Annotated in this window: 26 protein-coding genes; 11 read left to right on the top strand and 15 right to left on the bottom strand. The window is 55.9% G+C overall.

Annotated features, from left to right (window positions below; genetic code table 11):
• Window positions 1-61 precede the first annotated feature (61 nt).
• Window positions 62-289 carry a YceK/YidQ family lipoprotein gene (locus SIK97_RS21485; RefSeq protein WP_025106903.1) on the top strand — a complete coding sequence of 76 codons (228 nt, stop codon included), beginning with the start codon at window positions 62-64 and terminating at the stop codon, window positions 287-289.
• On the opposite strand, the gene SIK97_RS21480 is transcribed toward SIK97_RS21485, so the two are convergent.
• From SIK97_RS21480 to SIK97_RS21470, 3 genes are all read right to left on the bottom strand, one after another.
• Window positions 290-676: a MysB family protein gene (locus SIK97_RS21480; protein WP_004137236.1), complete on the bottom strand. Its 387-nt coding sequence runs from the start codon at window positions 674-676 to the stop codon at window positions 290-292.
• A 91-nt stretch (window positions 677-767) separates the two neighbouring features.
• Window positions 768-2018, bottom strand: coding sequence for a multidrug efflux MFS transporter MdtG (gene mdtG, locus SIK97_RS21475; RefSeq protein WP_014228827.1), 1251 nt, complete (start codon window positions 2016-2018; stop codon window positions 768-770).
• A gap of 186 nt (window positions 2019-2204) precedes the next feature.
• Window positions 2205-3125, bottom strand: a complete 921-nt coding sequence (locus tag SIK97_RS21470) for a Kdo(2)-lipid IV(A) acyltransferase (RefSeq protein ID WP_004849864.1) — start codon at window positions 3123-3125, stop codon at window positions 2205-2207.
• Between the two features lie 209 nt (window positions 3126-3334).
• Between SIK97_RS21470 and SIK97_RS21465 the strand changes: the two genes are divergently transcribed.
• The gene (locus SIK97_RS21465; protein WP_004849866.1) at window positions 3335-4399 is read left to right on the top strand and encodes a rhodanese-related sulfurtransferase; all 1065 of its coding nucleotides are present in this window, start codon (window positions 3335-3337) and stop codon (window positions 4397-4399) included.
• Here SIK97_RS21465 and SIK97_RS21460 read toward each other — a convergent pair.
• The 8 genes from SIK97_RS21460 to mdtH all read right to left on the bottom strand — a co-directional run bounded on the left by SIK97_RS21460 (window position 4385) and on the right by mdtH (window position 10460).
• Window positions 4385-4498 carry a YceO family protein gene (locus SIK97_RS21460; RefSeq protein WP_004101037.1) on the bottom strand — a complete coding sequence of 38 codons (114 nt, stop codon included), beginning with the start codon at window positions 4496-4498 and terminating at the stop codon, window positions 4385-4387. The genes SIK97_RS21465 and SIK97_RS21460 overlap by 15 nt on opposite strands.
• 73 nt (window positions 4499-4571) lie before the next feature.
• Window positions 4572-5690, bottom strand: a complete 1119-nt coding sequence (solA, locus tag SIK97_RS21455) for an N-methyl-L-tryptophan oxidase (protein WP_025106904.1) — start codon at window positions 5688-5690, stop codon at window positions 4572-4574.
• A gap of 124 nt (window positions 5691-5814) precedes the next feature.
• Window positions 5815-6069, bottom strand: a complete 255-nt coding sequence (gene bssS / locus SIK97_RS21450; RefSeq protein WP_004101039.1) for a biofilm formation regulator BssS — start codon at window positions 6067-6069, stop codon at window positions 5815-5817.
• Window positions 6070-6355: 286 nt separating this feature from the next.
• Complete coding sequence (gene dinI, locus SIK97_RS21445; protein ID WP_004101040.1) at window positions 6356-6601, bottom strand: DNA damage-inducible protein I; 246 nt, start codon at window positions 6599-6601, stop codon at window positions 6356-6358.
• 72 nt (window positions 6602-6673) lie between these two features.
• Window positions 6674-7720, bottom strand: a complete 1047-nt coding sequence (pyrC, locus tag SIK97_RS21440; protein WP_014838079.1) for a dihydroorotase — start codon at window positions 7718-7720, stop codon at window positions 6674-6676.
• Between the two features lie 122 nt (window positions 7721-7842).
• Window positions 7843-8403 (bottom strand): lipoprotein, encoded by a 561-nt coding sequence (locus SIK97_RS21435; protein ID WP_004849873.1) that lies wholly within the window; start codon window positions 8401-8403, stop codon window positions 7843-7845.
• A gap of 135 nt (window positions 8404-8538) precedes the next feature.
• Window positions 8539-9186 (bottom strand): glutaredoxin 2, encoded by a 648-nt coding sequence (gene grxB / locus SIK97_RS21430; RefSeq protein ID WP_004849875.1) that lies wholly within the window; start codon window positions 9184-9186, stop codon window positions 8539-8541.
• Between the two features lie 65 nt (window positions 9187-9251).
• Window positions 9252-10460: a multidrug efflux MFS transporter MdtH gene (gene mdtH / locus SIK97_RS21425; protein WP_004849878.1), complete on the bottom strand. Its 1209-nt coding sequence runs from the start codon at window positions 10458-10460 to the stop codon at window positions 9252-9254.
• Between the two features lie 229 nt (window positions 10461-10689).
• Between mdtH and rimJ the strand changes: the two genes are divergently transcribed.
• From rimJ to murJ, 4 genes are all read left to right on the top strand, one after another.
• Window positions 10690-11274 carry a ribosomal protein S5-alanine N-acetyltransferase gene (rimJ, locus tag SIK97_RS21420; RefSeq protein ID WP_004131378.1) on the top strand — a complete coding sequence of 195 codons (585 nt, stop codon included), beginning with the start codon at window positions 10690-10692 and terminating at the stop codon, window positions 11272-11274.
• A 9-nt stretch (window positions 11275-11283) separates the two neighbouring features.
• The gene (locus tag SIK97_RS21415) at window positions 11284-11931 is read left to right on the top strand and encodes a YceH family protein (protein WP_014228831.1); all 648 of its coding nucleotides are present in this window, start codon (window positions 11284-11286) and stop codon (window positions 11929-11931) included.
• Between the two features lie 2 nt (window positions 11932-11933).
• Complete coding sequence (locus tag SIK97_RS21410) at window positions 11934-12857, top strand: Gfo/Idh/MocA family protein (RefSeq protein WP_032749610.1); 924 nt, start codon at window positions 11934-11936, stop codon at window positions 12855-12857.
• Between the two features lie 112 nt (window positions 12858-12969).
• Window positions 12970-14505 (top strand): murein biosynthesis integral membrane protein MurJ, encoded by a 1536-nt coding sequence (murJ, locus tag SIK97_RS21405; protein WP_004849883.1) that lies wholly within the window; start codon window positions 12970-12972, stop codon window positions 14503-14505.
• Between the two features lie 71 nt (window positions 14506-14576).
• Here murJ and SIK97_RS21400 read toward each other — a convergent pair whose 3' ends face one another.
• Window positions 14577-15791 (bottom strand): MFS transporter, encoded by a 1215-nt coding sequence (locus SIK97_RS21400; RefSeq protein ID WP_014228834.1) that lies wholly within the window; start codon window positions 15789-15791, stop codon window positions 14577-14579.
• A 145-nt stretch (window positions 15792-15936) separates the two neighbouring features.
• Between SIK97_RS21400 and SIK97_RS21395 the strand changes: the two genes are divergently transcribed.
• A complete protein-coding gene (locus SIK97_RS21395; protein ID WP_239692891.1) occupies window positions 15937-16836 on the top strand; it encodes a LysR family transcriptional regulator in 900 nt (299 codons plus the stop codon).
• Window positions 16837-16876: 40 nt separating this feature from the next.
• On the opposite strand, the gene rne is transcribed toward SIK97_RS21395, so the two are convergent.
• Window positions 16877-20140 (bottom strand): ribonuclease E, encoded by a 3264-nt coding sequence (gene rne, locus SIK97_RS21390; protein WP_057173145.1) that lies wholly within the window; start codon window positions 20138-20140, stop codon window positions 16877-16879.
• A gap of 697 nt (window positions 20141-20837) precedes the next feature.
• Here rne and rluC point away from each other — a divergent pair.
• A complete protein-coding gene (rluC, locus tag SIK97_RS21385) occupies window positions 20838-21791 on the top strand; it encodes a 23S rRNA pseudouridine(955/2504/2580) synthase RluC (RefSeq protein WP_170927886.1) in 954 nt (317 codons plus the stop codon).
• Between the two features lie 12 nt (window positions 21792-21803).
• On the opposite strand, the gene SIK97_RS21380 is transcribed toward rluC, so the two are convergent.
• Together SIK97_RS21380 and SIK97_RS21375 are read right to left on the bottom strand one after the other, a co-directional pair.
• Window positions 21804-22949, bottom strand: coding sequence for a dienelactone hydrolase family protein (locus SIK97_RS21380; protein ID WP_032749603.1), 1146 nt, complete (start codon window positions 22947-22949; stop codon window positions 21804-21806).
• A 187-nt stretch (window positions 22950-23136) separates the two neighbouring features.
• Window positions 23137-23721 (bottom strand): Maf family protein, encoded by a 585-nt coding sequence (locus SIK97_RS21375; RefSeq protein ID WP_004849894.1) that lies wholly within the window; start codon window positions 23719-23721, stop codon window positions 23137-23139.
• A gap of 141 nt (window positions 23722-23862) precedes the next feature.
• Between SIK97_RS21375 and yceD the strand changes: the two genes are divergently transcribed.
• The 3 genes from yceD to plsX all read left to right on the top strand — a co-directional run bounded on the left by yceD (window position 23863) and on the right by plsX (window position 25874).
• Window positions 23863-24384, top strand: coding sequence for a 23S rRNA accumulation protein YceD (gene yceD, locus SIK97_RS21370; protein WP_004849895.1), 522 nt, complete (start codon window positions 23863-23865; stop codon window positions 24382-24384).
• A gap of 16 nt (window positions 24385-24400) precedes the next feature.
• Complete coding sequence (gene rpmF, locus SIK97_RS21365) at window positions 24401-24574, top strand: 50S ribosomal protein L32 (protein WP_004101077.1); 174 nt, start codon at window positions 24401-24403, stop codon at window positions 24572-24574.
• A gap of 202 nt (window positions 24575-24776) precedes the next feature.
• Complete coding sequence (plsX, locus tag SIK97_RS21360; protein ID WP_071846169.1) at window positions 24777-25874, top strand: phosphate acyltransferase PlsX; 1098 nt, start codon at window positions 24777-24779, stop codon at window positions 25872-25874.
• Window positions 25875-25891 lie beyond the last annotated feature (17 nt).

Genomic DNA, 25891 nt, shown 5'->3' with positions numbered 1-25891 from the left:
ACGTTAAGGAAAATACCGGCAATGGTGCCGGTATTTTTTTACCTGAAAATCGAGGTTGTTGATGAGAGTTTTACTGGTTATCGCAATGGCGCTGTTTCTCAGCGGCTGCGGGAGTATTATCAGCCGCACAGTGCCTGGCCAGGGCCATGGAAACCAGTACTATCCCGGCGTTCAGTGGGATGTTCGTGATTCAGCATGGCGCTATATCACTATTCTCGATCTGCCCTTTTCGCTGGTGTTTGATACGCTACTGCTGCCGCTTGACGCCAGCCATGGCCCGTATAACTAATTAGCGTTCATCCCATTCATCGGCGGCAGCCTGGCCCTCCTCGGTATCGAGAGAGGGTTCAAGCTGAAACTCGCCTTCATCCCATTCATGCAGCGTGTTTTCTTCCAGCCACTCCTGGCGAAGCTCAATCTCATCATAATCGCCGTCAAAGACGCTCTGCGCAGCCTGACCGCTGAGGACCGGCAGACATTCGCCCTGTTCATCCTCGTCGGCGAAAAATTCGGCCTGCCAGGCAATATCACCGTCCTGGAGTACGTACTTCTGGATATTTAGCTGCTCAATGCTGGCGCTCTCTTCGTCGCTATCGGGATTATTAGCCAGAAACTCCTCGCGGGCTGCATCGATTGCTTCTTCAAGCGTGGCATAGAACATCGAATCCTTTGGCATGGCTAACCTCCTAAGATGAATAGAAATGAACACGATTCAATCTATAGAAGGCGGTTGGCAATGCGTCAAGGAGGTGAACGCCACACGGACATTAATTTACCGAATGCGTGCCGGAACCCGGATTGTCCGTTGCCCGGGGGCGGCGGGAGCGACCGAGGGTCAGGGTCGAGTAAACCGCATTGAACAGCACCACACCGGCGGTGACTAAAAAGACTGCCCGGAAGCCGTAGTTGGCGGAAACCGATGCGCCGATGAGCGGGCCTGTGACGTTACCGATATCGCGGAACGACTGGTTATAGCTGAATATTCTGCCCGAGATTTGGCTGGTGGAGTTGTACACCAGCAGCGTTTGCACTGCCGGCAGCAGCGCGCCGTCGGCGGCGCCTAACAGGAAGCGCAGGATCCCCAGCTGCAGCGGCGTCTGGACAAACGACATGGGAATCAGGAGCAGGACAGAAATCACCAGCGCAACGATCAGGATCTTTTCCGGACCGATACGGTCGCCGAGTTTACCGAGGCGAGGGGCGCTAAGCAGGGCGGCAATACCGGGGACTGAAGCTATCATGCCGCTGATAAACGCAATATTACTGACGTTGCCGGCGAGATCGCGCACGTAAAGCGTCAAAATCGGCGCGATGGAACCGGTAGCCACCTGGATAATCAGCGATGTCACAAACAGACTCAGCACCAGCTTCGGATTTTTAAGCGACGTGAAAACGTCTTTCGCGCTGAGCATCTCTTTTTTACTGACGGCGACAAAATTTTCGCGGATGAGAAAAAGGGTAAATAAGAAACAAATAAACAGCACGCCTGCCGTCATAAAGAAGACGGTACGCAATCCCCAGTGATCGGCCAGGAAACCGCCGGCCAGCGGCCCCAGCAGCGCGCCGCTGACCGCCCCGGTAGAGAGGGTCCCCAGCGCCCAGCCGCTCTTATGACGGGGAATTTGCGTCGCTATCAGCGCATTGGCGTTAGGAATAAATCCGCCGAGCAGACCTAACAGCGCGCGCAGGATCAGAAACTGCCAGATATTCTGCGCCAGGCCCATCAGCAGCATAACGATTGCCATACCGAGGGCCGAGCGCAGCAGCATAATTTTGCGCCCTTTGCGGTCCGCGAGACCGCCCCAGAAGGGGGAGGCCACGGCGGAAAATAAAAAGGTAATGCTGAAAACCAGCCCTGACCACATATTGAGGGCGCTATGGCCGGTTACGCCGAGTTGTTCGACGTAGAGCGGGAGGAACGGCATCACCAGGCTAAAGGCGGCGCCGGTTAAAAAGCAGCCGAGCCAGGTGACGGTGAGATTACGTTTCCAGTTAATGGGGGTATCAGCAGAGGGCATAGGATTCCACTGGCCTGCCGCGCAGGTCAAATAATTGAAAATATGAGCCTGCTAATTATGCGCCTGAGAAATGGTTGCCGCAATGGAGGAGAGCTTTTAAAGCTAAAGGAGGGACCTGAACGGTGGGGCTTACCCCGCATCCGGATTCAGATGCGGAGTCATTGCGCGACCGCGCGCCGGGAGGCGCTAGTAACGAGAAGGAACGCCTTCAGGACGCGTTTTAAAGCGGCGATGCATCCACATATACTGTTCCGGCGCCATCAATATGCACTTCTCTACCACTTTGTTCATCCAGACGGCGGTAGTCTCCGCATCGTCCAGCGGCGGATCGCACTCCGGCGGCAGGATAATCAGCTCATAGCCTTTACCGTCCGGTTTACGGCGCGGCACGAACGGCACAACGCAGGCTTTAGACATCTTTGCCAGCATCCAGGTGCCCGAGGTGGTCGCGGCCTGGTCAACGGCGAAAAACGGCACAAATACGCTGGCGGCCGGGCCATAGTCGTGATCCGGCGCATACCAGATCACTTCACCCTTTTTCAGCGCGCGGATCATGCCTTTCAGATCTTTACGATCGATCATGTCTTTGTTGGAGCGCAGGCGCCCCCATGTCTGCAGCCAGTCGATAACCGGGTTATCGTTTGGACGATAAACGCCAATGCCCGGCTCGTTGATACCGAACATGCGCGCGCCCATCTCCAGCGTGAGGAAATGAATGCCAATCAGCAAAATGCCGCGCTTTTGCGCCTGAACATCACGGATATGCTCGACGCCGATGGAGTCAGTCCAGCGCGCAATACGCTTCGTCGGCCAGAACCAGGCCATGCCGGTTTCCATTAACCCCATGCCGACGGATTCAAAGTTTGCCACGACCATGCGGTGACGCTCTTGCTCGCTCTTATCGGGAAAACAGAGCTCCAGATTCCGGTTGGCTATTTTGGCCCGGCGCTTCATTAGCCGCATGGCGAGGCGGCCAAGACCGGTTCCGAGGCGATAAATCAGCGGATAAGGCAGCTGAACAACCAACCAGAGCAGGCCGATCCCGAGCCAAAGCAACCAGTAACGCGGGTGCAGCAACGCTGCGGAAAATTTAGGTAAATGGGTCATCTCATACCTGTTTAATTAAGCAACGTGTTCTATTATCGCATTTTTTTATGCCTCAGCCAAAATACCGGCCGCAGATGGCATTTAATGTTAACGCAAGCAAATATGGGTGAGAAAAATGTAGCGCAAAATGTGGGGATGTAAATTAAGCGTGTTTGCTATATGATGCCCGCCGTTTATTTTACTCATTGACTATGCCGAGCAGGTACACCATGCCAGTGTTACATAACCGCATTTCAAATGAGACGTTAAAGGCGCAAATGTTGGCTGAGACCGAGCCGCGCACGACGATCTCGTTTTATAAATATTTCACTATTATCGACCCAAAAGCCACGCGCGATGCGCTGTGGATTGCGTTGACTAAGCTGAACGTTTTTGGCCGAATTTATCTGGCTCACGAAGGTATTAACGCGCAAATTAGCGTTCCGCAAAGCCGGGTCGATGCGCTGCGCGAATTCTTATACGCTTTTGATCCCGCCCTGAATGGTCTGCGCCTGAATATCGCCCTCGATGATGACGGTAAATCCTTCTGGGTTCTGCGTCTCAAGGTACGCGATCGGATCGTCGCGGATGGGATTGACGATCCGACGTTTGATGCATCGGACGTGGGCGATTATTTAAAGGCTGCGGAAGTCAACGCGATGCTGGACGACCCGGATGCGGTCTTTATTGATATGCGTAACCATTACGAATATGAGGTCGGCCATTTCGAGAATGCGCTGGAGATCCCGGCGGATACGTTTCGCGACCAGCTGCCGAAGGCCGTTGAGATGATGCAGGAACATAAAGATAAAAATATCGTGATGTACTGCACCGGCGGTATCCGCTGCGAAAAAGCCAGCGCGTGGATGAAGCACAATGGGTTCACTAAGGTCTCGCATATTGAGGGCGGGATTATCGAATACGCGCGACGCGCGCGCGAACAGGGGCTGCCGGTTCGCTTTGTCGGTAAGAACTTTGTATTCGATGAGCGTATGGGAGAGCGTATCTCAGATGATGTTATCGCCCATTGCCATCAGTGCGGCGCTCCCTGCGACAGCCATACCAACTGCCTGAACGATGGTTGCCACCTGCTGTTTATTCAGTGTCCTGCCTGCGCGGAGAAATTCGCCGGCTGCTGTAGCGAAGCCTGCATGGAAGAGCATAAGCTGCCGGAAGAGGAGCAGCGAAAACTGCGCGCCGGCCGCGAGAATGGCAATAAGATCTTTAATAAATCTCGCGGTCGGTTGAATACGAAGCTGGGGATCCCGGATCCTGAGCCTTCAGAAAAACCATAGCCAGATAAGATCGATAAACGCCAGCAGAAGCCACAGCGCCAGATAAATCATAAAATGTTCGCGGACGTTGTTAACCAGTAATTCGAACAGGCGACGCATCATCTCTCTCATCATTCACGGCCTCAAGCGAGGCCGTTTCTTTAGCGTGGTTGTCAGGTTGTACGGCGGGCGATTATTTCTTAAACCGCGCCAGTGAAAACGGGGATAGATCAAACCCAAAGGGTTCTTCAAGCGCGAACCGTGTGGCCAGTTCACCGAGTACCGGTGCGAACTTAAAGCCGTGTCCGCTCAGGCCGGTAATCAATAGCGTATCCGGCTGGCCGGGCAGCGTATCAATGATAAAGTCCTCGTCGGCGGTGTTGTCATAGGTACAGGATGCGCCATGCAGGCAGCCGCCGATACCGGGCAACACATTACGCAAGAAGCTAAAAGCTTCAGAGCCGTCCGTTGCAACGGCACCAAACGGCTTACGTTCTTCCGGCGTGGAAATAGGCTGCCCGCCGTTATGCTTGCCGATTTTCAATTCGTTATCTTCTGCCGGGAAACCGTAAAACTGATCGCCATTCGCTAACTCACCGGTAAACGCCGGGAAATTATTTTTGCTGCTGTAGCGGCCATCCGCCTGAAACCAGGCGAAAATTTTACGTACCGGCTGGACAGGGAGTTCTGGCATCAGCCGGGTAACCCAGGTACCGGCGCTAACCAGCAGTTTTTTGCCGCTGTACTCACCATCAAGCGTATCGACGGTTACGCCGTTCGGCGTGTGGTGAATGGCCGACACCGGGCAGTTGAAGAGCTGTGCGGCGCCCGCTTCGCGTGCCAGACGGATCCAGCTTTCAACGGCCAGTTCGCTGCGCAGTATGCCGGATGCGGGTTCAAATATCGCCCGATAATCATCAGGAATACGAATTTCCGGCCAGCGAGTCATCACCGTCTGCGCATCCATTTCTTCGATATTGAGCTGGAACTCGCGCGCGCTGCTGGCAACATTGCGCAGAAAGTCGGAACCGGCAGGCCCGAGGTTAATTACTCCTGTACGTTCAAAGACGGCTTCACCGCTGGCGGCGGCAAACTCATCCCATAGCTGTTGCGCGCGCAGTACCAGGGGGACATATCTTTCGCCTTCGCCGTAGGCGTGACGAATGAGGCGGGTGCTGCCGTGATGGCTGCCTTCCTGATGCGGCGGCTGATGGGCATCAATCATCAGTACATTGAGCCCTGCCTGCCGCGCATAATAGCCTGCGGCAGCGCCGACCGAGCCGCTACCGATAATGATAAGATCGTATTGCATGGTGAGTTCCAGGTTATTGCTTTATTAGCAGGGTAATTAACAACCTGCTGTTATACAAGCCCGAAAATAATTCAGGCACCCGAGGGTGCCTGTTAAGTGAATATTCTGACATTAGCGCTAAATTTTAATGCCTTCGATACTCATTTTCCTGGTATTCGCCAGATTCAATCTTCGCAATACCTGCTTCCAGAATCGAAATAAACTGACGTGCGACGTCCGTCGTTAGCCATAGCGTCTGGCCAATCTCTGCGTCTCTACTGCTTTCTTGAGCGGGGTTTTGGTAGTGCAGGCGCAACATCAGCGCATCGTAACTATCAACGGTGCTGATGTCCCATCCGACGAGGGGATGGGTCTGGATGACTTCATTATTCTTTTCCATCATAACCCCTTATTCATATGTTAAAAGACAACAGTTCTCGAGGTTTAATGCGTGTTTTTTGAAGCAAGTTAATTATATCAGTAGTCAAGAATAAACTCGAGAAATTAAATGAAATAGAGACACATACGCGCTCATGTGCTGATTTTTTAGGCAAATCAGGGAGGGTTAATTGTTATTTATGAAGGTGCTAAGGAAAAGCAATAGGGGAGAGTCTGACTATGAAAAAAATAAAAAAGCCGGGGCGACCCGGCAAAAAATTGCACAATGAGGGAGCAAATTTAATTGACTAGTCGCGGACAAACCAGTCGTCAGCGCTTTCCCAGGTTTCTTGCAGGATTTCGCTAATCCGGTCTTTGTCTTCTTTCAGGCCGCCGATAACCGACAGATTGTTATTAGCCGCGTACCGAACCGTTACCTGACTTGAGGTAGAGGGGAACTGCTGTTCGATACGACGCGAGAGTTCATTGTTCAGCGCATCTAAGGCGCCGTTGGGTAAGGCTGTTGATTTGGCGATAGAGACTTCAATACGCATAATTGCCCCCTGGATAATGTACTGTTTATTTATACAGTACACTCTGAAGATTTACAACAGGGGGCGGGCTATTTATTTTTTCATCGTCCAGCGCACGGTTTCCCCGGCAAGGAACGGCACCAGCGCGTCGCCTGGCAGGGCTATACTCTCGACCACCTGGCTCTCTTCGCGCACCAGCTCCACGTAGCCTTCATTGACCGGCAGGCCATAGAAGCGGGGGCCGTTAAGCGAGCAGAAGGCTTCAAAGTGTTGCAGGGCGTTCATCTCCTCAAATACCGTGGCGTAGCTGCCCAGCGCGGTCGGCGCGTTAAAACAGCCTGCGCATCCGCAGCTGGCTTCCTTACGATGGCGGGCATGGGGAGCGGAATCCGTACCGAGGAAAGCGCGGTCAAAACCGCTGGCAACCAGTTCGCGCAGCGCCTGCTGGTGAATATTGCGTTTCAGGATCGGCAGGCAATAAAGGTGGGGACGCACGCCGCCAACCAGCATATGGTTGCGGTTGAACATCAGATGCTGCGGAGTGATGGTGGCCGCCAGCAGCTCGTTACCGTCGCGTACGTATTCAGCGGCATCTTTGGTCGTGATGTGTTCGAAGACCACCTTCAGGCCTGGCAGGCGCTGACGCAGCGGCTCCATGACCGTTTCAATAAAGCGCGCTTCCCGGTCAAAAATATCGATATCAGCATGGGTGACCTCACCGTGAACCAGCAGAGGCATCCCCAGCTTTTCCATGCGTTCCAGCACCGGCATAATGGCATCCGTACTGGTGACGCCGTGGCTGGAGTTGGTTGTAGCGTTGGCCGGATAGAGCTTGGCGGCAGTGAATACGCCTTCGTTAAATCCGCGCTCCAGCTCAGCCGGGTCGAGCGTATCCGTCAGATAGCAGGTCATCAGCGGCGTAAAATCATGGCCCGCAGGGATCGCATCAACGATACGCTGGCGATAGGCGAGGGCGGCTTCGACGGTAGTGACAGGCGGTACCAGGTTCGGCATCACGATCGCCCGGCCATAAAATTCACTGGTATAAGGCACGACGGTTTTTAACATATCGTCATCGCGCAGATGGATATGCCAGTCGTCAGGGCGGCGGATTTTCAATACCTGGGATTGTGCTGTCATGGAAGGCTCCGGCTAATAGGTTCAGTCATCAGGGCTGTTTTTGCCGGGCACTAAGGATAAGCGTAAACGTTTTCCTTTGCATCAACTTCCGTAAAAAATCGGGCGCTTCAGCGCCCGAGCTATCAGTTGGTGAACGGGATAATAATCTCGCCGGGCTTCACTTCAATCCCTTTAGCATACTTTTTCGCCAGCGCTTCACCGGTGCTGGCATCTTCGCGCAGGACGTAGGCAGGCTGCTGATTGAAGTAGCTACGCAGGGACTGATTCAGGTAAGGGATCAGCGTCTGTACGACAGACTGGAGCTTTTCCGGCTGAACTTTAGCATCGACGACTTCCATCTCCTGCAGGAAAATGGCCCCCTTTTCTTTATTGAAAGCCGGCAGCGCTTTGAGCTTCAGATCGATGGTCGCTTTCTGGTTCCCGAAAAGTGAATTCAGATCTAAATTGGCCACGCCGCTTAACGTGACTTTGTTTGGTTCTTCACGGCCAATAGCGCTGGTAAGATTTTGCAGTTCAATATGGGCATCCGCTACGCCTGGCAGGCCAATATCCTTAGCGAAGTGGTTACGTTTCTGCAGCGCCTGATTGATTTCCTGCTCGCTCACGGAATATTGCGTGAGCTGATTACAGGCGCTAAGCAGGCCGCTAACGATAAGCGCGGCCGCGATAAACATCTTTTTCATTGGATTCCTTAATGTCATGCCATGGGTTCATCCTGACACAAAGCAGCATGGCCCGCCAGCGCAGGAGGTGCTAGCGGAAAAGACTGAAAAAGAGGCGTTCGGCAGCGAAGGGCCAAACCATCCGCTGCCTTGAGGTTAAATAGCCATTGAAGAAAGCAGGTTGATCTGCGTCTGTTTGGCCATGTTGTCACGATAGGCGGCCACCCGACTCGGCCAGTTCACGCCGGCAACCAGCGTCAGATTCCTCAGCAGAGGAAAGAGCTGAATATCATCTTCAGAGAGTTCTCCGTTGACGGCGTTCGGCTGGACAATCAGTTTATCCAGCGCCCGCAGATCGTCGCTGATGTTCTTCACCAGACCGGGGGAATGGGCGAGATGGTCAGCAAAGCTGCCGATAGCCGCCTCTTTCTTTTTCACAAAATAGGCGCGCGCCTCTGGCGTGGCGAATTCATCAAACGCGGATTTGGCAAAGCGGGGGATCAGCAGGCGGTTCGCGTAGCCGTTGACCTTCCGCAGCCAGGTTTCCACCGCCGGATTACGCGGGCCGGTAAGCAGCGGTTTGCCGTCCAGCTTATCGACATAGTGCACAATATCCATGCTTTCCGGCATATAGCGGCTATCGTCTTTTTGCAGGATTGGCGCCATTTTCTGGCCGATCATTCGGGTGGGGGTTAATTCATCATCGTTCAGGAGCACAATCAGTTCGACGGGGATATTTTTCAGGCCGAAAATCATGCGGGCTTTAAGGCAGAACGGGCAGTGATCGTAGATATATAACTTCACGTTTCTCCTCCATTGTTGCTGAACATCCTCAATTCAGTATGGAGGAGAAACGAAGGCCCGGCAAATCAGGTTCGCGGCTCCAGCATTCCGGAGGCCGAACGTTTTGGACTGAACTGCCACCACAGCGCAATAAACGTCGCGAGGCCGATAATGCCCAGCATCAGCCACGGCAGCTCAGGCTGACCGACGGCCTTACCGGCATCGAACAGCCAGCCGCCGCCTGCGTAGCCGAAAGCGCCGCCGAAGGCCAGGCCTAACCGGCTAAAGCCCATATAGCTGCCGCGCGCTCTGGCATCCGCCAGCGACGCCCCCAGCGTTTCACGCGCGGGTTCAGCGATGATTGACCCCATATAAAATACGCAGATCAGCGTAAACAGCTGCTGCAAATTGCTGCTCAGGCCAATTGGCATCATCGCGAGCGTCATGATCAGCAGGCCGGCCATCAGGCGCTGCTCCAGGCGAAAACGCTTTTCGCTCCAGCGGGCAATCGGATACAGCAGCGTTAGCGAAATGGTCGCTTCAATGGCGTACATCCATTTGACCGCCGCCGGAGAACCCGCAATATCATTAACCATAATCGGCAGCATCAGCATCACCTGCACCGCCAGCATGTAATACCCGGTCAGCGTCAGCACATAGGTGACAAAGCGTTTGTCGCGCAGCACGCGCCCCAGTCCTTCACGAACCGGCGTTTTGACCGTCGACAGCTTCCAGGCGGGAAGATACCAGGCGTTGAATGCCGCGCAGGCGATAAACAGCGCCGCTCCGGCGCTGCACACCAGGCGAAAATCATATTGCAGCAGCCAGCTGCCCAGCAGCGCGCCGATCACCGCTCCTGCGCTGTCCTGCATCATCAGGATAGAGAAGAAACGTCCGCGCTGGTGCGGGCGTACCAGCTTGACCACCAGCGCCGCCCGCGGGGGATCGAACAGCGTGCCGCCGAGGCCTGAAAGAATACAGGAGAGCCACAGCACCCAGGGTTCGTGGGCGACGGCCATCGCCGCGAAGCCGGCCGCGCGCATCAGCATACCGGTAACGATCATCGGTTTGGCGCCAAAACGGTCGGCAATGGCGCCGCCAAATATTCCTAAGCCTTGCTGCACCAGCTGACGCAGGCCGAGCGCAATCCCGACCATCAGCGCAGCCCATCCCATCTGGTCGACAAAGCGAATGGAGATAAGCGGGAACACAACGAAAAAGCCGAGTACGACCAGCATGTTATCGACTAACAGGAAATATTTACCCAGGCTCCTTGCCTGCGATACGCGGGACATTTCCCCTCCAGGGAAAAATAAGAATAAGCTCTGACATTTTGCGGGGTTAATGGCTATTTTCCCAGCGCGCTCGCGACAATATTTTTTTATCAAAATGCAAGAACGATAGAGGCTATTCATCGAAAAGCAGAGATGGTGCAGAAAATGGTATGTTGCTGTTTTCACACCGCCGTGCAGGACAGGTATAGTAAAGTCAGCAAGTATTGCGTCAGGGGAACAGGAGAGGGGAATGTTTGGCTATCGCAGTAACGTACCGAAGGTGCGTTTGACGACGGACCGGCTGGTGGTTCGGCTGGTGCACGATCGTGACGCCTGGCGTCTGGCCGATTATTACGCGGAAAATAAAGGGTTCTTAAAACCCTGGGAACCGGTGCGCGATGACAGCCACTGTTATCCTTCCGGCTGGCAGGCGCGTTTATCGATGATTTCTGAGTTTCATAAGCAGGGCTCGGCGTTCTATTTTGCTCTGCTTGACCCGGAAGAAAAAGAGATCATCGGCGTGGCGAATTTTTCGAACGTGGTGCGCGGATCGTTTCATGCCTGCTATCTCGGCTACTCCATCGGGGAGAAATGGCAAGGGCAGGGGCTGATGTATGAAGCGCTGACGTCGGCCATTCGCTATATGCAGCGCACGCAACATATCCATCGCATAATGGCAAACTATATGCCGCATAATCAGCGCAGCGGCGATTTGCTGGCGCGTCTGGGCTTTGAAAAAGAGGGTTACGCCAAAGATTACCTGCTCATTGATGGGCAGTGGCGCGATCACGTACTGACGGCGTTGACGACACCGGACTGGACCCCGGGTCGCTAAGGAGACATCATGAAATATCAGTTAACCGCGCATGAGGCGCGGGTCATTGGCTGCCTGCTGGAAAAGCAGGTCACCACGCCGGAGCAGTACCCTCTGTCGGTCAACGCGGTGGTCACCGCCTGTAACCAGAAAACAAACCGTGAACCGGTAATGTCGCTCAGCGAAAGTGAAGTTCAGGATCTGCTCGATACGCTAGTCAAACGCCATTATTTGCGTACGGTCAGCGGTTTCGGCAATCGGGTGACCAAGTATGAACAACGCTTCTGCAACTCTGAATTCGGCGATCTGAAATTCACGCCGGCGGAAGTCGCTATCGTGACCACACTGCTGCTGCGCGGGGCGCAGACGCCTGGCGAACTCCGCGGTCGCGCGCAGCGAATGCATGAATTCAGCGATATGGCCGAGGTTGAAAGCGTCCTCGAAAACCTGGCTTCGCGAGAAGATGGCCCCTATGTTGCGCGTCTGCCGCGGGAGCCTGGCAAGCGTGAAAGCCGCTATATGCATCTGTTCTGCGATGATATGGATTCACTGATTACCGTCGTGGAGGCCGTGTCGCCGCCCGGCGACGATCTTCAGATGCGCGTTGAGGCGCTGGAGGCGGAAGTTGCCGAGCTGAAAGCGCGTCTCGATTCACTGCTGGCTCACCTGGGAGATTAAGCATGTCGGCGAAACTACGTATAGGAGTGGTTGGCCTGGGCGGTATCGCGCAAAAGGCGTGGTTACCGGTTCTGGGGGCCGCCGATGACTGGACGCTACAGGCGGCGTGGTCGCCCGGGAAAGAGAAAGCGCTGCGTATCTGTGAAACCTGGCGTATTCCCTATGCGGATTCTCTGGAACAGCTGGCGGCGCAGTGTGATGCCGTATTCGTGCATACTTCAACGGCTTCACATTATGAAGTGGTTTCCCGCCTGCTCAATGCCGGAGTGCATGTCTGCGTTGATAAACCGCTGGCGGATAAACTCAGCGATGCGGAGGCGCTGGTTGAGCTGGCCGCTCGCCGTCATCTCACGCTAATGGTCGGGTTTAACCGCCGTTTTGCCCCCCTCTATCGCGAGCTGAAGGCCCAGCTCGGGAGCGCTGCGTCGCTGCGGATGGATAAGCACCGTAGCGACAGCGTGGGCCACGATCTGCGCTTCACGCTGTTGGATGACTATCTGCACGTCGTCGATACCGCGCTATGGCTGGCGGGCGATAAAGCGCGTTTAAGCGGCGGTACGCTGCACACCACCGCTCAAGGGGAGATGCTGTATGCCGAACACCATTTCAGTTGCGGAATGATGCAGATAACCACCAGTATGCACCGCCGCGCCGGAAGCCAGCGGGAGTGGGTACAGGCGGTGACCGACGGCGGATTATATGAAGTCCGGGATATGCGGGAGTGGCAGGAGGAGCGGGGGCGCGGCGTGATCCAGCGCCCGATCCCTGGCTGGCAGACCACCCTTGAGCAGCGTGGATTTACCGGCTGCGCGCGGCATTTTATCGAATGCGTGCAAAATCAGACGGTTCCTGAAACGTCCGGCGAGCAGGCGCTGCTTGCTCAGCGCGTTATAGAGAAACTGTGGCGCGAAGCGATGAGCGAATAATCCGTTGTAACAACTGACAGTAGTAATTCATTATGAACCCGGTAGACTATCGCCACTTTCCAGCGCCCGCATTTGCGGGCGTTTTACTCCAGGGTTGTGGAATAACACGTTAATGAATCTTTTAAAATCACTGGCGGCCGTCAGTTCGATGACCATGTTTTCGCGCGTGCTGGGCTTTGCGCGCGATGCGATTGTGGCGCGTATTTTTGGCGCGGGGATGGCCACCGACGCCTTCTTCGTTGCTTTTAAACTCCCGAACCTTTTACGGCGTATTTTTGCTGAAGGCGCTTTCTCACAGGCTTTTGTGCCGATTCTGGCGGAGTATAAAAGCAAGCAGGGTGAAGATGCGACCCGGGTTTTCGTCGCCTATGTTTCGGGGCTGCTGACGCTGGTTCTGGCGCTGGTCACCGTCGCCGGTATGCTGGCGGCACCGTGGGTGATTACTATCACCGCGCCGGGATTTGCCAATACGCCCGAAAAGTTCGCCCTGACCACGCAGCTCTTGCGCATCACTTTTCCCTATATTCTGTTGATCTCCCTGGCTTCACTCGTGGGCGCCATCCTGAATACCTGGAACCGCTTTTCGGTGCCTGCTTTTGCCCCGACCTTCCTGAACGTCAGCATGATTGGTTTTGCGCTGTTTGCCGCGCCCTATTTTAATCCGCCGATGCTGGCAATGGCGTGGGCGGTAACGGTTGGCGGTATTTTGCAGCTAGCCTGGCAGCTGCCGCATCTGAAAAAAATCGGCATGCTGGTGCTGCCGCGGGTCAACCTTAAAGATGCTGGCGCGGTGCGGGTGGTAAAACAGATGGGCCCGGCGATTCTCGGCGTCTCAGTCAGCCAAATCTCGCTGATCATTAACACGATTTTTGCCTCATTCCTCGTTTCCGGCTCCGTATCGTGGATGTACTACGCCGATCGTCTGATGGAGTTTCCGTCCGGCGTACTGGGCGTGGCGCTGGGGACCATTTTGCTGCCTTCGCTGTCTAAAAGCTTCGCCAGCGGCAATCACGATGAATATTGCCGTTTGATGGACTGGGGATTACGCCTGTGCTTCCTGCTCGCGCTACCGAGCGCGGTGGCGTTAGGGATCCTGGCCAAGCCGCTGACGGTCGCGTTATTCCAGTACGGGAAATTTACCGCTTTTGATGCCGCGATGACCCAGCGCGCGCTGGTGGCGTATTCTGTCGGGCTGATGGGGCTCATCGTCGTGAAGGTGCTGGCTCCCGGATTCTATTCGCGGCAGGACATTAAAACGCCGGTGAAAATTGCCATCGTCACGCTGATCATGACGCAGGTGATGAACCTCGCCTTTATTGGCCCCCTGAAGCACGCTGGTCTGTCGTTGTCGATTGGTCTGGCGGCCTGCCTGAACGCCGCGCTGCTCTACTGGCAGCTGCGGAAACAGAAAATTTTTACGCCTCAGCCGGGCTGGTTCCTGTTCCTGCTGCGTCTGGTCATCGCGGTGATTATTATGTCAGCGGCGCTGCTGGGCGTGATGTACCTGATGCCGGAGTGGTCGCAGGGGACGATGCCGTTCCGCCTGCTGCGCTTGATGGTGGTCGTGGTGGCCGGCGTTGTCGCCTATTTCGCGACGCTGCTGCTGCTGGGCTTTCGCGTGAAAGAGTTTGCTCGCCGCACGGTTTGAGTTGTTCTGATGAAAGAAAAGCCGCTCTGCAGGAATTGCACAGCGGCTTTTTTTACCTGACGGTTCGCTCTTTATCTGGCGGTTCGCTGCGCCGATACGACCCTGGCGCTTTCCAGCAGGCGGATCCCAAGGGCAATCGCACCGGTTACGACGGCGAGGGTCACCACGCCGCTCCAGCCTGCGAGCACATACAGTTTGCTTCCCAGTACTGAACCCAGCGACATCCCAATAAACACGCCGGTGAACAGCAGCGCGTTGAGGCGTCCGCGCGCCTGCGGCTCCAGGCCATACACCAGGTTCTGGTGCGCTACGAGGCTGGATTGCAGCCCCAGGTCAAAACCGACGGCCGAGATGGCAATCAGGATTAGCTGACCATGCGGCGGTAGCGCAGGCAGCAAAAACATCAGGGCAAACGAAACCGTCACCAGCGCCGCGCCCATTTGCGTGACTTTTTCTGCGCCGAACTTGTCGGCCAGGCCGCCGGCCAGCGGGGCGGCAAGCGCCCCGGCAGCCCCTGCAATACCGAAGCCACCGGCTACCGCGCTGCCCATCTGATAGTGCGCCAACAGCATGACCGCAAGCGTAGACCAGAAGGCACTAAAGGCGATAGAGAGGAATCCCTGGGCGAATGCGGCGCGACGCAGTGCCGGATAGCGTTTCCACAGATGCGCCATCGATTTCATCAGCTGCGGGTAGCTGAGGGTTGAGTGAATTTCGAAGCGCGGCAGCACGCGCCACATCACCACACCAATCATCGCGATGCTGACCGCAGCCGCCTGATACATTACCCGCCAGCCGAATAGCGCCCCCACCAGACCACTAACGGTTCGCGACAGCAGGATCCCCAGCAGCAGGCCGGTCATCACCGTACCCACCATTTTCCCCTGCTTGCCCGCGGGAGCCAGAATCGCGGCTGCCGGTACGATATCCTGCGCCATGGTCGCGGCCATACCGATAAGCAGGCTGACAATCAGCAGAGAGCTTAGCTGACCGGTAAGGCTGCAGAGCAGCAACAGGACGGCCAGCGCGGCGCTTTTCATCAGGATCAGCTTTCTGCGGTCGTGGCGGTCGCCAAGCGGGAGAAGGAAAAGTATGCCCAGCGCGTAGCCGGCCTGGGTCAGGGTCGGAACCAGACCCATACCCTCAACGCTCAAATGGAGGTTAGCCCCCATCAGCGGCAGCAGCGGTTGCGCGTAATAGATTGAGGCGACGCTGAAGCCCGCGCCCAGCGCAAGGATGAAAATGACCCACCCGGCGGCGCGGGAGGTGAGTGGAGTTGGTGTCATGGTGGATTCCTCTTAGAAGCGATGGCGCTATTTTTCCCGTAATCCGGCTGGCGCGGTAGATAGCCCGGTGGTAAAACGGTTATACGCTAAACGTATAGGCAAAATATAAATAAAGAAGCAAGAGCGTATAGATCGTATCGAACTGATGCGTACGTTCATTCGTATCGTGGAGGCCGGGTCTCTCTCCGCCGCCGCGGTACAGATGAATACGACCCAGGCGACGGTAAGTCGACGGCTTCAGTCTCTGGAGGGGCTGCTTGGCGCAAAGCTGATTCTGCGCACGACTCACGCGATGAAGCTGACCGATGACGGTGAGCGCTGTTATCAGCATGCCCGCCAGGTCGTCGATGCCTGGCTGGCGCTGGAGGACGACCTGCGGATCGCCGATGACCGGCCGGTGGGAATTTTAAGGGTGCGGGCCCCGCATGCGTTTGGTCAGCAACAGCTGCTGGGGCCGCTGGTGGATTTTTTGCAGCGCTATCCCCAGCTGGCGGTTGAATGGATGCTGAACGATAAGACGGTCGATTTTCTGAGCGATGGTATCGACTGCGCGATTCGCGTGGGGGCCGAGGTGGATCCGGCTACGGTATCGGTACTGCTGGCCGAGGTTCCCCGCAGCGTGGTGGCATCCCCATCGCTGCTGGCGAACTTGCCGCCGTTAAGCGCGCCGCAGGAGATGTCGTTGCTGCCGTGGATAGCCATCAGCACGTTCTATCAGCATGAGGTGAGGCTGCAGTCGCAGGTGGATGAGCAGCTTATTACCTTTGCCATCGCGCCGTGTCTGAGTACCGATAGCGTGCATGTGGCGCGTAATACCGCGCTGGCGGGGCTGGGCGCGGCGATTGTGTCGAGCTGGGCGGTAGCGGACGATATTGCCGCCGGGCGGCTGGTGGAGCTGTTCCCGCAGTGGCGAGCCTCACCGCTGCCGGTACACCTGGTGTATCCCTGGGCGCGCTACTATCCGACGCGGTTGCGTAAGTTTCTCGATCTGATGCGTGAGGTCATGCCGCAGATTGCGGGGATGCAGCGTCCGGAAGGGGAATAAAAAAAGACCGGCCGCGGGGGCCGGTCTTGTCGAGGTGACGTTACTCTACGGGCTGCGGACGAGTAGGTCCGGCAGCGGCTTTGTGCGTGGCGCTATGACCGCCAGCAGAACCTTTACCGTCAAAATCAAAGTTCGGGCGAACCCACTCGCTTTGACGAGGCGCTTCAGGTACGTAGTCTGGCGCTGGGGCGCGGGTCATCGGCGCCGTGGCGTGACGATTGGCGACCTTAACGACCGGCGCAGCCGTGACAACAGGTTGAGTCGCAACGACCGGCTCCGCCGCTGGTGCAGGTTCAACCACCGGTTCGGAAACAACAGGCGCTTCCTCAACAACCACCGCCGTCTCTTCAACCGCCACAGGTTCAGCGACCGCAGCTTCCGGTTCGACAGCTTCTTGCGCAACGACGTCAACGGCTTCTGCGACAACTTCTTCGGCCACGGCTTCATCGGCTTCGGCAATCAGCTGCGGCTGTTCATCAACCGGGGCGGCGATAGCCTCCGGATGCGTGGTTTCTACGACCGGAACTTCAGGTTCGCTAATCACCGCCACAGGCTCGGTAGTGGCCACTGGCTCGACTGCGCTTTCTGCGGCGACAGCCGGGGCAATCACTTCAGAGACAACCGGCTCAGCGGCAGCCACTGGCGCGACGACGGGCTCAGCCGCAGTGGTTGAGAACTCCTGAACCTGCACGTCTTCCTGCTGCTGGTCCTGAGGGCGAACGACCGGGTAGCGGATCCACACTTTACCAGACGCCATTTCCGGCGATGCGCAGGCTATGGTCAGCGGCATCGGGGATTGCGTCGGGTAACGCTCATCACGGTAGCGACGACGGCGCTGGCCGCTGACGCGCAGGTGACGAGGGGAACGACGTGAACGACGCGGCATACCGTTGGATTCGCGGGCTTCACCGTTCTCATCATGTTCCGCAGCGGTTTCAACAACCGCCGGCAGGTCGACTTTCGCCAGTTCAGTGCGCGGCGCTGCGGCTTCCGGCTGGACGACCGGCGCTTCGGCGACCTGAGGCGCGGCTACCGGCTCGACAACCTGTTCAGCGGCGGCGGATTCAATACGCACCTTCTGCGCCAGCTGGCGAGGTTTACGACGCGGCATCGTCTGCACGCGCTCTTCCTGCTCGCTCTCCTGAACAACCGGCTCTTCGCGGGTTTGCGCTTTGGCTTCCTGCTGAACCTGACGTTTATCATCGTTACGACGGCGATTACGTTCGCGGCGCGGCTGCTGCTCGTCGCGCGCTTTGCCTTTTTCGCTATCTTCGACCGTTGTCTGGCGGATTTCGCGCGGCTCAGCGTTCTGCTGCTGCTTCTCACGACGGTTGCGGCGGTTTTCTTCACGAGACTCGCGGCCTTCGCTGTTCTCGGCACGACTATCGCGGTTCTCGCGGCTATCGCGATTATCCCGGTTGTCGCGGTTGTCGCGGCGGTCATTGCGATCGCGGCGGTTGTTGGAACGCGGTTTACGACGATCCTGCTGACGCTCGGATTTCTCTTCCGCTTTTTTCTCAACCTGAACTTCTGCCGGTTTAGTCTCTTCCTCGCTGGAGAACATATTTTTCAGCGCGCTGAAGAAGCGGGCAACCAGGCCAGGCTGCGCCGGCGCTGCCGCCTTCGGTGCGGATGCGGCAGGCGCAACGGTAGCCGCGGCTCTGGCTGGCTCTTCCTGGGCCGGAGCCGGAGGCGCGTCAGGCATGACAAAAGCAGCCAGCGCCGGTTGTTCCGGGAGTTTACGCTCGGCCGGCTCTTCATCAGAAGGCATGGCCATCTCTTCTTCGTGCAGTTTCGGCAGCAGATAGCTCAGCGTGGAGGTCTCTTCGCCCTTACGCACGCGCAGAACAGAGTAGTGCGGCGTTTCCATCTGGTCGTTTGGCACGATAATAACGCGCACATCGGCCTGACGGGTTTCAATCGCGCTTACCGCGGCACGTTTTTCGTTCAGCAGGTAAGAGGCAATCGGCACCGGTACGATAGCGTGAACTTCTTTGGTGTTCTCTTTCAGCGCTTCTTCTTCGATCAAACGCAGAATAGAAAGCGACAGCGATTCGTTATCGCGCACGGTACCCGTTCCGCTACAGCGCGGGCAGACGTGATGGCTGGACTCCCCGAGCGACGGGCTCAGGCGCTGACGCGACATCTCCAGCAGTCCAAAGCGGGAAATATGGCTGATCTGGATGCGCGCTCTGTCCTGACGGACGGCTTCGCGCAGGCGGTTTTCTACCGCACGCTGGTGGCGAACCGGGGTCATATCGATGAAGTCGATAACGATCAGGCCGCCAAGGTCGCGCAGACGCAGCTGACGAGCGATTTCATCGGCTGCTTCAAGGTTGGTATTAAACGCCGTTTCTTCGATGTCGCCGCCGCGGGTGGCGCGTGCGGAGTTGATATCGATAGCGGTCAGCGCTTCGGTGCTGTCGATAACGATAGAACCGCCGGAAGGCAGACGCACTTCACGCTGGAAAGCGGACTCAATCTGCGATTCGATTTGATAGTGGCTGAACAGCGGGATTTCCCCGGTGTACAGTTTGATTTTGCTGCTGAAATCCGGACGACCCAGCGCCGCAATGTGCTGGCGAGCCAGCTCAAGCACCTTCGGGTTGTCGATAAGGATTTCGCCGATATCCTGACGCAGATAGTCGCGGAAAGCGCGCACGATGACGTTGCTTTCCTGATGGATCAGGAACGGAGCAGGGCGGCTGTCTGCGGCTTTCTGGATGGCTTCCCAGTGCTTCAGGCGGAAGCTTAAGTCCCACTGCAGCGCTTCGGCGGATTTGCCGACGCCAGCGGTGCGAACGATAAGTCCCATGCCGTCCGGCAGCTCAAGGCTGGCCAGCGCTTCTTTGAGTTCGGTGCGATCGTCACCCTCGATGCGGCGTGAAATACCGCCAGCGCGTGGGTTATTCGGCATCAGCACCAGATAGCTACCCGCCAGGCTGATAAAGGTGGTCAGCGCGGCGCCTTTATTGCCACGCTCTTCTTTATCGATCTGGACAATCACTTCCTGGCCTTCACGCAGCACGTCCTTGATGTTTGGACGACCGTGAGAATTGTAGTTGGCAGGGAAGTATTCGCGGGCAATTTCTTTGAGAGGGAGGAAACCATGACGCTCGGCACCATAATCAACAAATGCGGCTTCGAGGCTAGGTTCAATACGAGTGATTTTGCCTTTGTAGATGTTCGCTTTTTTCTGTTCGTGCCCGGGGCTTTCGATATCCAGGTCGTACAGGCGCTGCCCATCAACAAGGGCGACGCGCAACTCTTCCTGCTGAGTTGCGTTGATTAACATTCTTTTCATCGTAACTTACTCATTATTCTTACATTGACGACTAAGCTACGGGCAGAGTAACGCCTTACCGGGGAAAACCGATGGCCTCGTGTCTGTTTCACGTCGCCAACCTCACGGCTGTCGCGCGCTTAAGAGGCGCAGAGTGTCGGTCGCCTGTATTTCAAACGGAAACACAGCGCACTTATCAGGGGAACTGCCTGGGATGTATCACCAGAGAAGATTCCATTTATACCCATCGTTTTTCATGCAGCAGGCGTGGCGGCTTAACCTGCTCATCTTAATCATTTGATCCAGATGAGCGCCGGGATATCCCAGTGTGAACGCCTTCCTGCGACGTGAAATCCATAGAGCCTGTACCGGTAAGGACTGCAACCCGCAGCCCGCTAACTGTCTGAAAGATCAATACGTCTTACGCCATTGCTGCGTTGATGATCGGTCAGACAAAATTGGTCATTCCGCTAATTTCTTGTTCTAACAAGTTTCAGCACGGAATACTGCATCATTATTCCATTGCTAAGCTCGTTATAGCAAGTTGACTTTCACCTTTTATCACCCGGTTACTCACAGTTTTTTCACCCGCGTATACAGATTGTTCTAATAACAAACAAAACGATGATGAAGCGTACTGTGAAATCCGGATGATGATAAATATAAGCATATAAAAATGAGTGGCGCTAATGCGTCGGGCTATTTAGAATCGCGCACCATGAAAACTGAGATCCCAAGCGTAAAAATGGTTGCCATTGCTGATGATGAAGCCGGGCAACGTATCGACAACTTTTTGCGTACGCAGCTGAAGGGCGTACCGAAGAGCATGATTTATCGCATCTTGCGTAAAGGCGAGGTGCGGGTTAACAAAAAGCGCGTGAAGCCGGAATATAAGCTGGAAGTCGGCGACGAAGTGCGCATCCCGCCGGTTCGCGTCTCTGAGAAAGAAGAAGAGGCGGTCTCTCCACACCTGCAAAAAGTGGCCGCGCTGGCCGATGTGATTTTATATGAAGACGATCATATCCTGGTGCTTAACAAGCCTTCCGGAACGGCGGTACACGGCGGCAGCGGATTGAGCTTTGGCGTAATTGAAGGTCTGCGCGCGCTGCGTCCGGAAGCGCGTTTCCTGGAGCTGGTGCATCGCCTGGATCGCGACACCTCCGGCGTGCTGCTGGTCGCCAAAAAGCGCTCCGCGCTGCGTTCCCTGCACGAGCAGCTGCGCGACAAAGGAATGCAGAAGGATTACCTGGCGCTGGTGCGCGGGCAGTGGCAGTCGCATACTAAAGTGGTGCAGGCACCGCTGCTGAAAAATATTCTGCAGAGCGGTGAGCGCATTGTGCGGGTTAACCAGGAGGGGAAACCGTCGGAGACGCGCTTTAAAGTTGAAGAGCGTTATACCCATGCGACGCTGGTGCGCTGCAGCCCGGTGACCGGTCGTACGCATCAAATCCGCGTGCATACGCAATACGCCGGCCACCCTATTGCTTTTGACGACCGCTACGGCGACCGTGAATTTGATAAGCAGCTGGCGGGCACCGGCCTTAACCGGCTGTTTCTGCATGCGGCGGCGCTGAAGTTTACCCATCCGGGTAGCGGGGAGATTATGCGCATTGAAGCCCCCTTAGATAATCAGCTTAAGCGCTGCCTGCAGGTCTTGCGTAACGCGAAATGACCGCGCTCAGGCTCAGGGTTTGAGCCACCTGGCAAGCCAGGGGAAAACTTCATCCTGCTGTTGTTGATTAAAAACGTGGCCCAGTTCCGGCCACGTTTTTGTTTCCAGCTTATCCTGCGCGTTTTGCGACGCCCACACTTTATGTACTTTTGCGAAGGCGTCGTTAACGGCTTCCGCCGGGAAGAGCTTATCTTGTCCGCCGCTGTAAATAAGCATCGGTTTTGGCGCGGCAATGCTGGCGATATCGGGAATATCGAGGCGTCCGGATAAGCCAGGGTGAAGCATATAAAACGCCGACTGGCCGCGCAAAACGTTGTTGCCAGGCTGCATCAGGCCGTTCCAGGTTCCAAACCAGGAGATAACCGCAGTCGCGGCGACTTTGTCAGACAGGGCGGCCAGCTGCCAGGCGCGAAAACCGCCCATTGAGAAACCCACGACCCCAATGCGTTGACTATCAACCGTTTTTAAAGTGCTGAGGAAATCGACGGTACGCAGATCTTCATAGGCAACTTCACCTGCCAGCGAGCGCCCCAGGTTAAAGTAGTTGCTGGCGAGGGCCTGCTGCTGCTCGTAGACCATCGGCCCTCGGTCCCCCCAACCCGGGCTATCAATGGCGATGACGACATAGCCGCGCTGCGCCAGTTCATCGCCGATAAACCGACCGCTGAAAAATTTATCCGCCCACGCCTCGGCGCTGGCCAGCCGTGCAGTGTCGTTCCACGGACGGATTAGCTTCTCCTTACCGATATCAAACTTTGAGCCATGGTCGTGCAGCAGAACAATTGCCGGGTGAGGGCCGGGGGAATTTGGCGTCAACATCAGCGCGGCAATCCTGTTATCGTCGGTTACGTTGAAGGCCAGCTTCTCGGCGGTATACGCGCCTCGATTTTCTCTCATCAGCGTTTGCGGCGCGAAGGGGAGTGTCGACGCCGGGGTTAGCAGAGACTGCCGAAGCAGCGTACGAGCCTGCTGTCGCCATTGCTCAAAATCACGGTAGTGGCCAGAGAGCCACGAGTCCGGGTAGGTCATCTGCGCTTTCAACTGCTGCCAGGAGGCAGGAAGATTGCCCTCTACGATGCCCTGGCGCTGCCAGTCATGGGCATTAACGCCGGCGGCGGCCAGCAGGGTGAGGGTCAAAAGCGTAGCGCGGGTTGGCATAGTGGCTCCATTTAAAAATAAAACAACGTTTCATAATGGATTCTAATGGCGCGGGTAAAATAAACTGTGACAGGCGATGCATTAATTAAGTTGGGGTAAACCTGCTCTGCTCCGTTGGGCACCGGGTAAAGCGGCGGCACGCGGCCTCAGGAAGAGACCGCGCGGGATCGGGGGGCCTTTATCATGTTTACGTGAGCAGGGGATTCAACGCTTCCCGGCGCAGCATCTGGCACAGGGCAATGAGCGGCAAACCGACCAGCGCGTTGGGATCGCGCCCCTCAAGCCGTTCGAATAGCGTGATGCCTAAACCTTCGCTTTTAAAGCTTCCGGCGCACTGCAGCGGGTTTTCCTTGCGGATATAGCTCTCAATTTCCTGGTCGCTTAAACGGCGGAAATGAACGTCGAAAGGTTCGCATTCCGTTTGTAGATGGCCGTTGGCGGAATTGTACAGCGCCAGGCCGGTATAGAACGTGACGATGGTGCCGCTGGCCTTTCTCAGCTGGCGATGGGCGTTTTCTTCCGTATGCGGTTTGCCGGTAATTTCACCGTCCAGGACACAAACCTGATCGGAGCCTATAATGAGGTGCTGTGGGTAGCGTGCGGCAAGGGCCTGCGCCTTTGCCTGCGCCAGACGCATCACCAGCTGGCGGGCAGGTTCGCCGGGCAGCGGGGTTTCATCAACGTTCGGCGCAGCGCATTCAAAAGGCACCGACAGTTTTTCCAGCAGCATTCGCCGCCACGGCGAGGTTGACGCGAGGATTAGTTCAGACATATTTTTTCATCCACATATAGCGCTTCGCAGAGCATCATTTTAAACTATGCGCCGCAATGTGTGCGAATAAATGGCAAAAGGCAACCTGAGGCTGCCTTTTTCTTTGACTCTATGACGTTACAAAGTTAATATGCGCGCCCTATGCAAAAGGTAAAATTACCCCTGACTCTCGATCCGGTTCGCACGGCTCAAAAACGCTTAGATTACCAAGGTATCTATACCCGTGATCAGGCTGTGCGTGTCGCTGATTCTGTTGTCAGCGTGGACAGCGATGTGGAATGCAGCATGTCGTTCGCTATCGATAACCAGCGTCTTGCCGTTTTAAGCGGCGATGCGACAGTGTCGGTAACCCTCGAATGTCAGCGTTGCGGGAAACCGTTCCCCCATCATGTTCACACAACGTATTGTTTCAGCCCCGTCAGAAATGACGAACAGGCCGAAGCACTGCCGGAAGCGTATGAGCCGATTGAGGTTAACGAATTCGGTGAAATCGATCTGCTGGCGCTGGTTGAAGATGAAATCATCCTCGCCTTGCCCGTAGTTCCGGTGCATGATTCTGAACACTGTGAAGTGTCCGACGCGGACATGGTCTTTGGTGAACTGCCTGAAGAGGCACAAAAACCAAATCCATTTGCCGTATTAGCCAGCTTAAAGCATAAGTAATTGAGGAGTAAGGTCCATGGCCGTACAACAGAATAAACCAACCCGTTCCAAACGTGGCATGCGTCGTTCCCATGACGCGCTGACCGCAGTCACCAGCCTGTCTGTAGACAAAGCTTCTGGTGAAAAACACCTGCGTCACCACATCACTGCCGACGGTTTCTACCGCGGTCGCAAGGTTATCGCTAAGTAATCACGCATTACTCCATGGATTTCGCGTTGCAAGAAGACGCAAGCGAGAGAAGCACCAGGAGCATAGCTCACTATGTGACTGGTGTGAACGAGCGCAGTCAACGCACTTGCCGCGTGAAAGACGAAGAGTAAAAGCGTGATGAAGCTTAGTGAGGATCTCCCCGGGTAACTGGGGAATAACCGAACCGAGCAGCGACGATACCTTGACACGTCTAACCCTGGCGTTAGATGTCATGGGCGGGGATTTTGGCCCTTCCGTGACAGTGCCTGCAGCATTGCAGGCACTGAACTCTAATTCACAACTCACACTTCTTTTAGTCGGCGATCCCGACACTATCGCGCCATTACTTGCCAAAGCTGATTTTGAACAACGTTCACGTCTGCAGGTTATCCCTGCGCAGTCAGTTATTGCCAGTGATGCTCGACCCGCGCAAGCGATTCGCGCCAGTCGCGGTAGCTCAATGCGCATTGCGCTTGAGTTAGTGAAAGAAGGGCGGGCGGAGGCCTGCGTCAGTGCGGGTAATACCGGAGCGCTGATGGGGCTGGCGAAGCTGCTGCTTAAGCCCATTGAGGGGATCGAGCGCCCAGCGCTGGTTACTATGTTGCCGCATCAGCTGAAGGGCAAAACGGTGGTGCTGGATTTAGGCGCTAACGTGGATTGCGATAGCACAATGCTGGTGCAGTTTGCCATCATGGGGGCGGTTCTTGCCGAAGAAGCGATCGGTATTAAGGATCCCCGCGTTGCGCTTCTGAATATCGGCGAAGAAGAGATGAAAGGTCTCAGCAGCATTCGCGACGCGGCGGCGGTTTTGAAGACCCTGCCAACCCTCAACTATATTGGGTATCTGGAAGCCAACGAATTGTTGACGGGCAAGACGGATGTTTTGGTTTGTGATGGATTCACGGGCAACGTCACATTAAAAACGATGGAAGGTGTTGTCAGAATGTTCCTTTCACTGTTGAAATCACAGGGAGAGGGGAAAAAAAGGTCGTGGTGGCTGCTTTTATTAAAGCGTTGGTTACAAAAAAGCCTGTCGAGGCGATTCAGTCACCTCAACCCCGACCAGTATAATGGTGCCTGTCTGTTAGGATTACGCGGTTCCGTGATTAAAAGTCATGGGGCTGCCAATCAGCGCGCTTTTTGCGTCGCGATAGAGCAGGCAGTGCAGGCTGTGCAGCGGCAGGTTCCTCAGCGAATTGCCGCTCGCCTGGAATCTTTATACCCTGCAGGTTTCGAATTGCCTGAAGGCGGCAGAAGCGGAAATTCCAGGCCTCAAACCCGGATGACCGGCAACGACTGACGCCTCGCAGTTTGAGT

This window comes from Klebsiella sp. JN_Kp126 (genome assembly GCF_033843325.1).
Lineage (GTDB): Bacteria > Pseudomonadota > Gammaproteobacteria > Enterobacterales > Enterobacteriaceae > Klebsiella > Klebsiella michiganensis.
The sequence above is the reverse complement of the archived record's forward strand: the minus strand, read 5'-3'. Positions and strand labels throughout refer to the sequence as shown.

Excerpts from the sequence above, each read along its gene's own strand:
- rimJ (WP_004131378.1), top strand. The coding sequence starts at position 10,690 with ATGTTTGGCTATCGCAGTAACGTACCGAAGGTGCGTTTGACGACGGAC.
- rluC (WP_170927886.1), top strand. The coding sequence starts at position 20,838 with ATGAAAACTGAGATCCCAAGCGTAAAAATGGTTGCCATTGCTGATGAT.
- solA (WP_025106904.1), bottom strand. The coding sequence starts at position 5,690 with ATGCAATACGATCTTATCATTATCGGTAGCGGCTCGGTCGGCGCTGCC.
- SIK97_RS21465 (WP_004849866.1), top strand. The coding sequence starts at position 3,335 with ATGCCAGTGTTACATAACCGCATTTCAAATGAGACGTTAAAGGCGCAA.
- SIK97_RS21435 (WP_004849873.1), bottom strand. The coding sequence starts at position 8,403 with ATGAAAAAGATGTTTATCGCGGCCGCGCTTATCGTTAGCGGCCTGCTT.
- dinI (WP_004101040.1), bottom strand. The coding sequence starts at position 6,601 with ATGCGTATTGAAGTCTCTATCGCCAAATCAACAGCCTTACCCAACGGC.
- mdtH (WP_004849878.1), bottom strand. The coding sequence starts at position 10,460 with ATGTCCCGCGTATCGCAGGCAAGGAGCCTGGGTAAATATTTCCTGTTA.
- SIK97_RS21375 (WP_004849894.1), bottom strand. The coding sequence starts at position 23,721 with ATGTCTGAACTAATCCTCGCGTCAACCTCGCCGTGGCGGCGAATGCTG.
- mdtG (WP_014228827.1), bottom strand. The coding sequence starts at position 2,018 with ATGCCCTCTGCTGATACCCCCATTAACTGGAAACGTAATCTCACCGTC.
- SIK97_RS21460 (WP_004101037.1), bottom strand. The coding sequence starts at position 4,498 with ATGCGTCGCCTGTTCGAATTACTGGTTAACAACGTCCGCGAACATTTT.
- SIK97_RS21410 (WP_032749610.1), top strand. The coding sequence starts at position 11,934 with ATGTCGGCGAAACTACGTATAGGAGTGGTTGGCCTGGGCGGTATCGCG.
- SIK97_RS21485 (WP_025106903.1), top strand. The coding sequence starts at position 62 with ATGAGAGTTTTACTGGTTATCGCAATGGCGCTGTTTCTCAGCGGCTGC.
- pyrC (WP_014838079.1), bottom strand. The coding sequence starts at position 7,720 with ATGACAGCACAATCCCAGGTATTGAAAATCCGCCGCCCTGACGACTGG.
- SIK97_RS21400 (WP_014228834.1), bottom strand. The coding sequence starts at position 15,791 with ATGACACCAACTCCACTCACCTCCCGCGCCGCCGGGTGGGTCATTTTC.
- murJ (WP_004849883.1), top strand. The coding sequence starts at position 12,970 with ATGAATCTTTTAAAATCACTGGCGGCCGTCAGTTCGATGACCATGTTT.
- SIK97_RS21470 (WP_004849864.1), bottom strand. The coding sequence starts at position 3,125 with ATGACCCATTTACCTAAATTTTCCGCAGCGTTGCTGCACCCGCGTTAC.
- rpmF (WP_004101077.1), top strand. The coding sequence starts at position 24,401 with ATGGCCGTACAACAGAATAAACCAACCCGTTCCAAACGTGGCATGCGT.
- rne (WP_057173145.1), bottom strand. The coding sequence starts at position 20,140 with ATGAAAAGAATGTTAATCAACGCAACTCAGCAGGAAGAGTTGCGCGTC.
- bssS (WP_004101039.1), bottom strand. The coding sequence starts at position 6,069 with ATGGAAAAGAATAATGAAGTCATCCAGACCCATCCCCTCGTCGGATGG.
- SIK97_RS21480 (WP_004137236.1), bottom strand. The coding sequence starts at position 676 with ATGCCAAAGGATTCGATGTTCTATGCCACGCTTGAAGAAGCAATCGAT.
- yceD (WP_004849895.1), top strand. The coding sequence starts at position 23,863 with ATGCAAAAGGTAAAATTACCCCTGACTCTCGATCCGGTTCGCACGGCT.
- SIK97_RS21395 (WP_239692891.1), top strand. The coding sequence starts at position 15,937 with ATGCGTACGTTCATTCGTATCGTGGAGGCCGGGTCTCTCTCCGCCGCC.
- SIK97_RS21380 (WP_032749603.1), bottom strand. The coding sequence starts at position 22,949 with ATGCCAACCCGCGCTACGCTTTTGACCCTCACCCTGCTGGCCGCCGCC.
- SIK97_RS21415 (WP_014228831.1), top strand. The coding sequence starts at position 11,284 with ATGAAATATCAGTTAACCGCGCATGAGGCGCGGGTCATTGGCTGCCTG.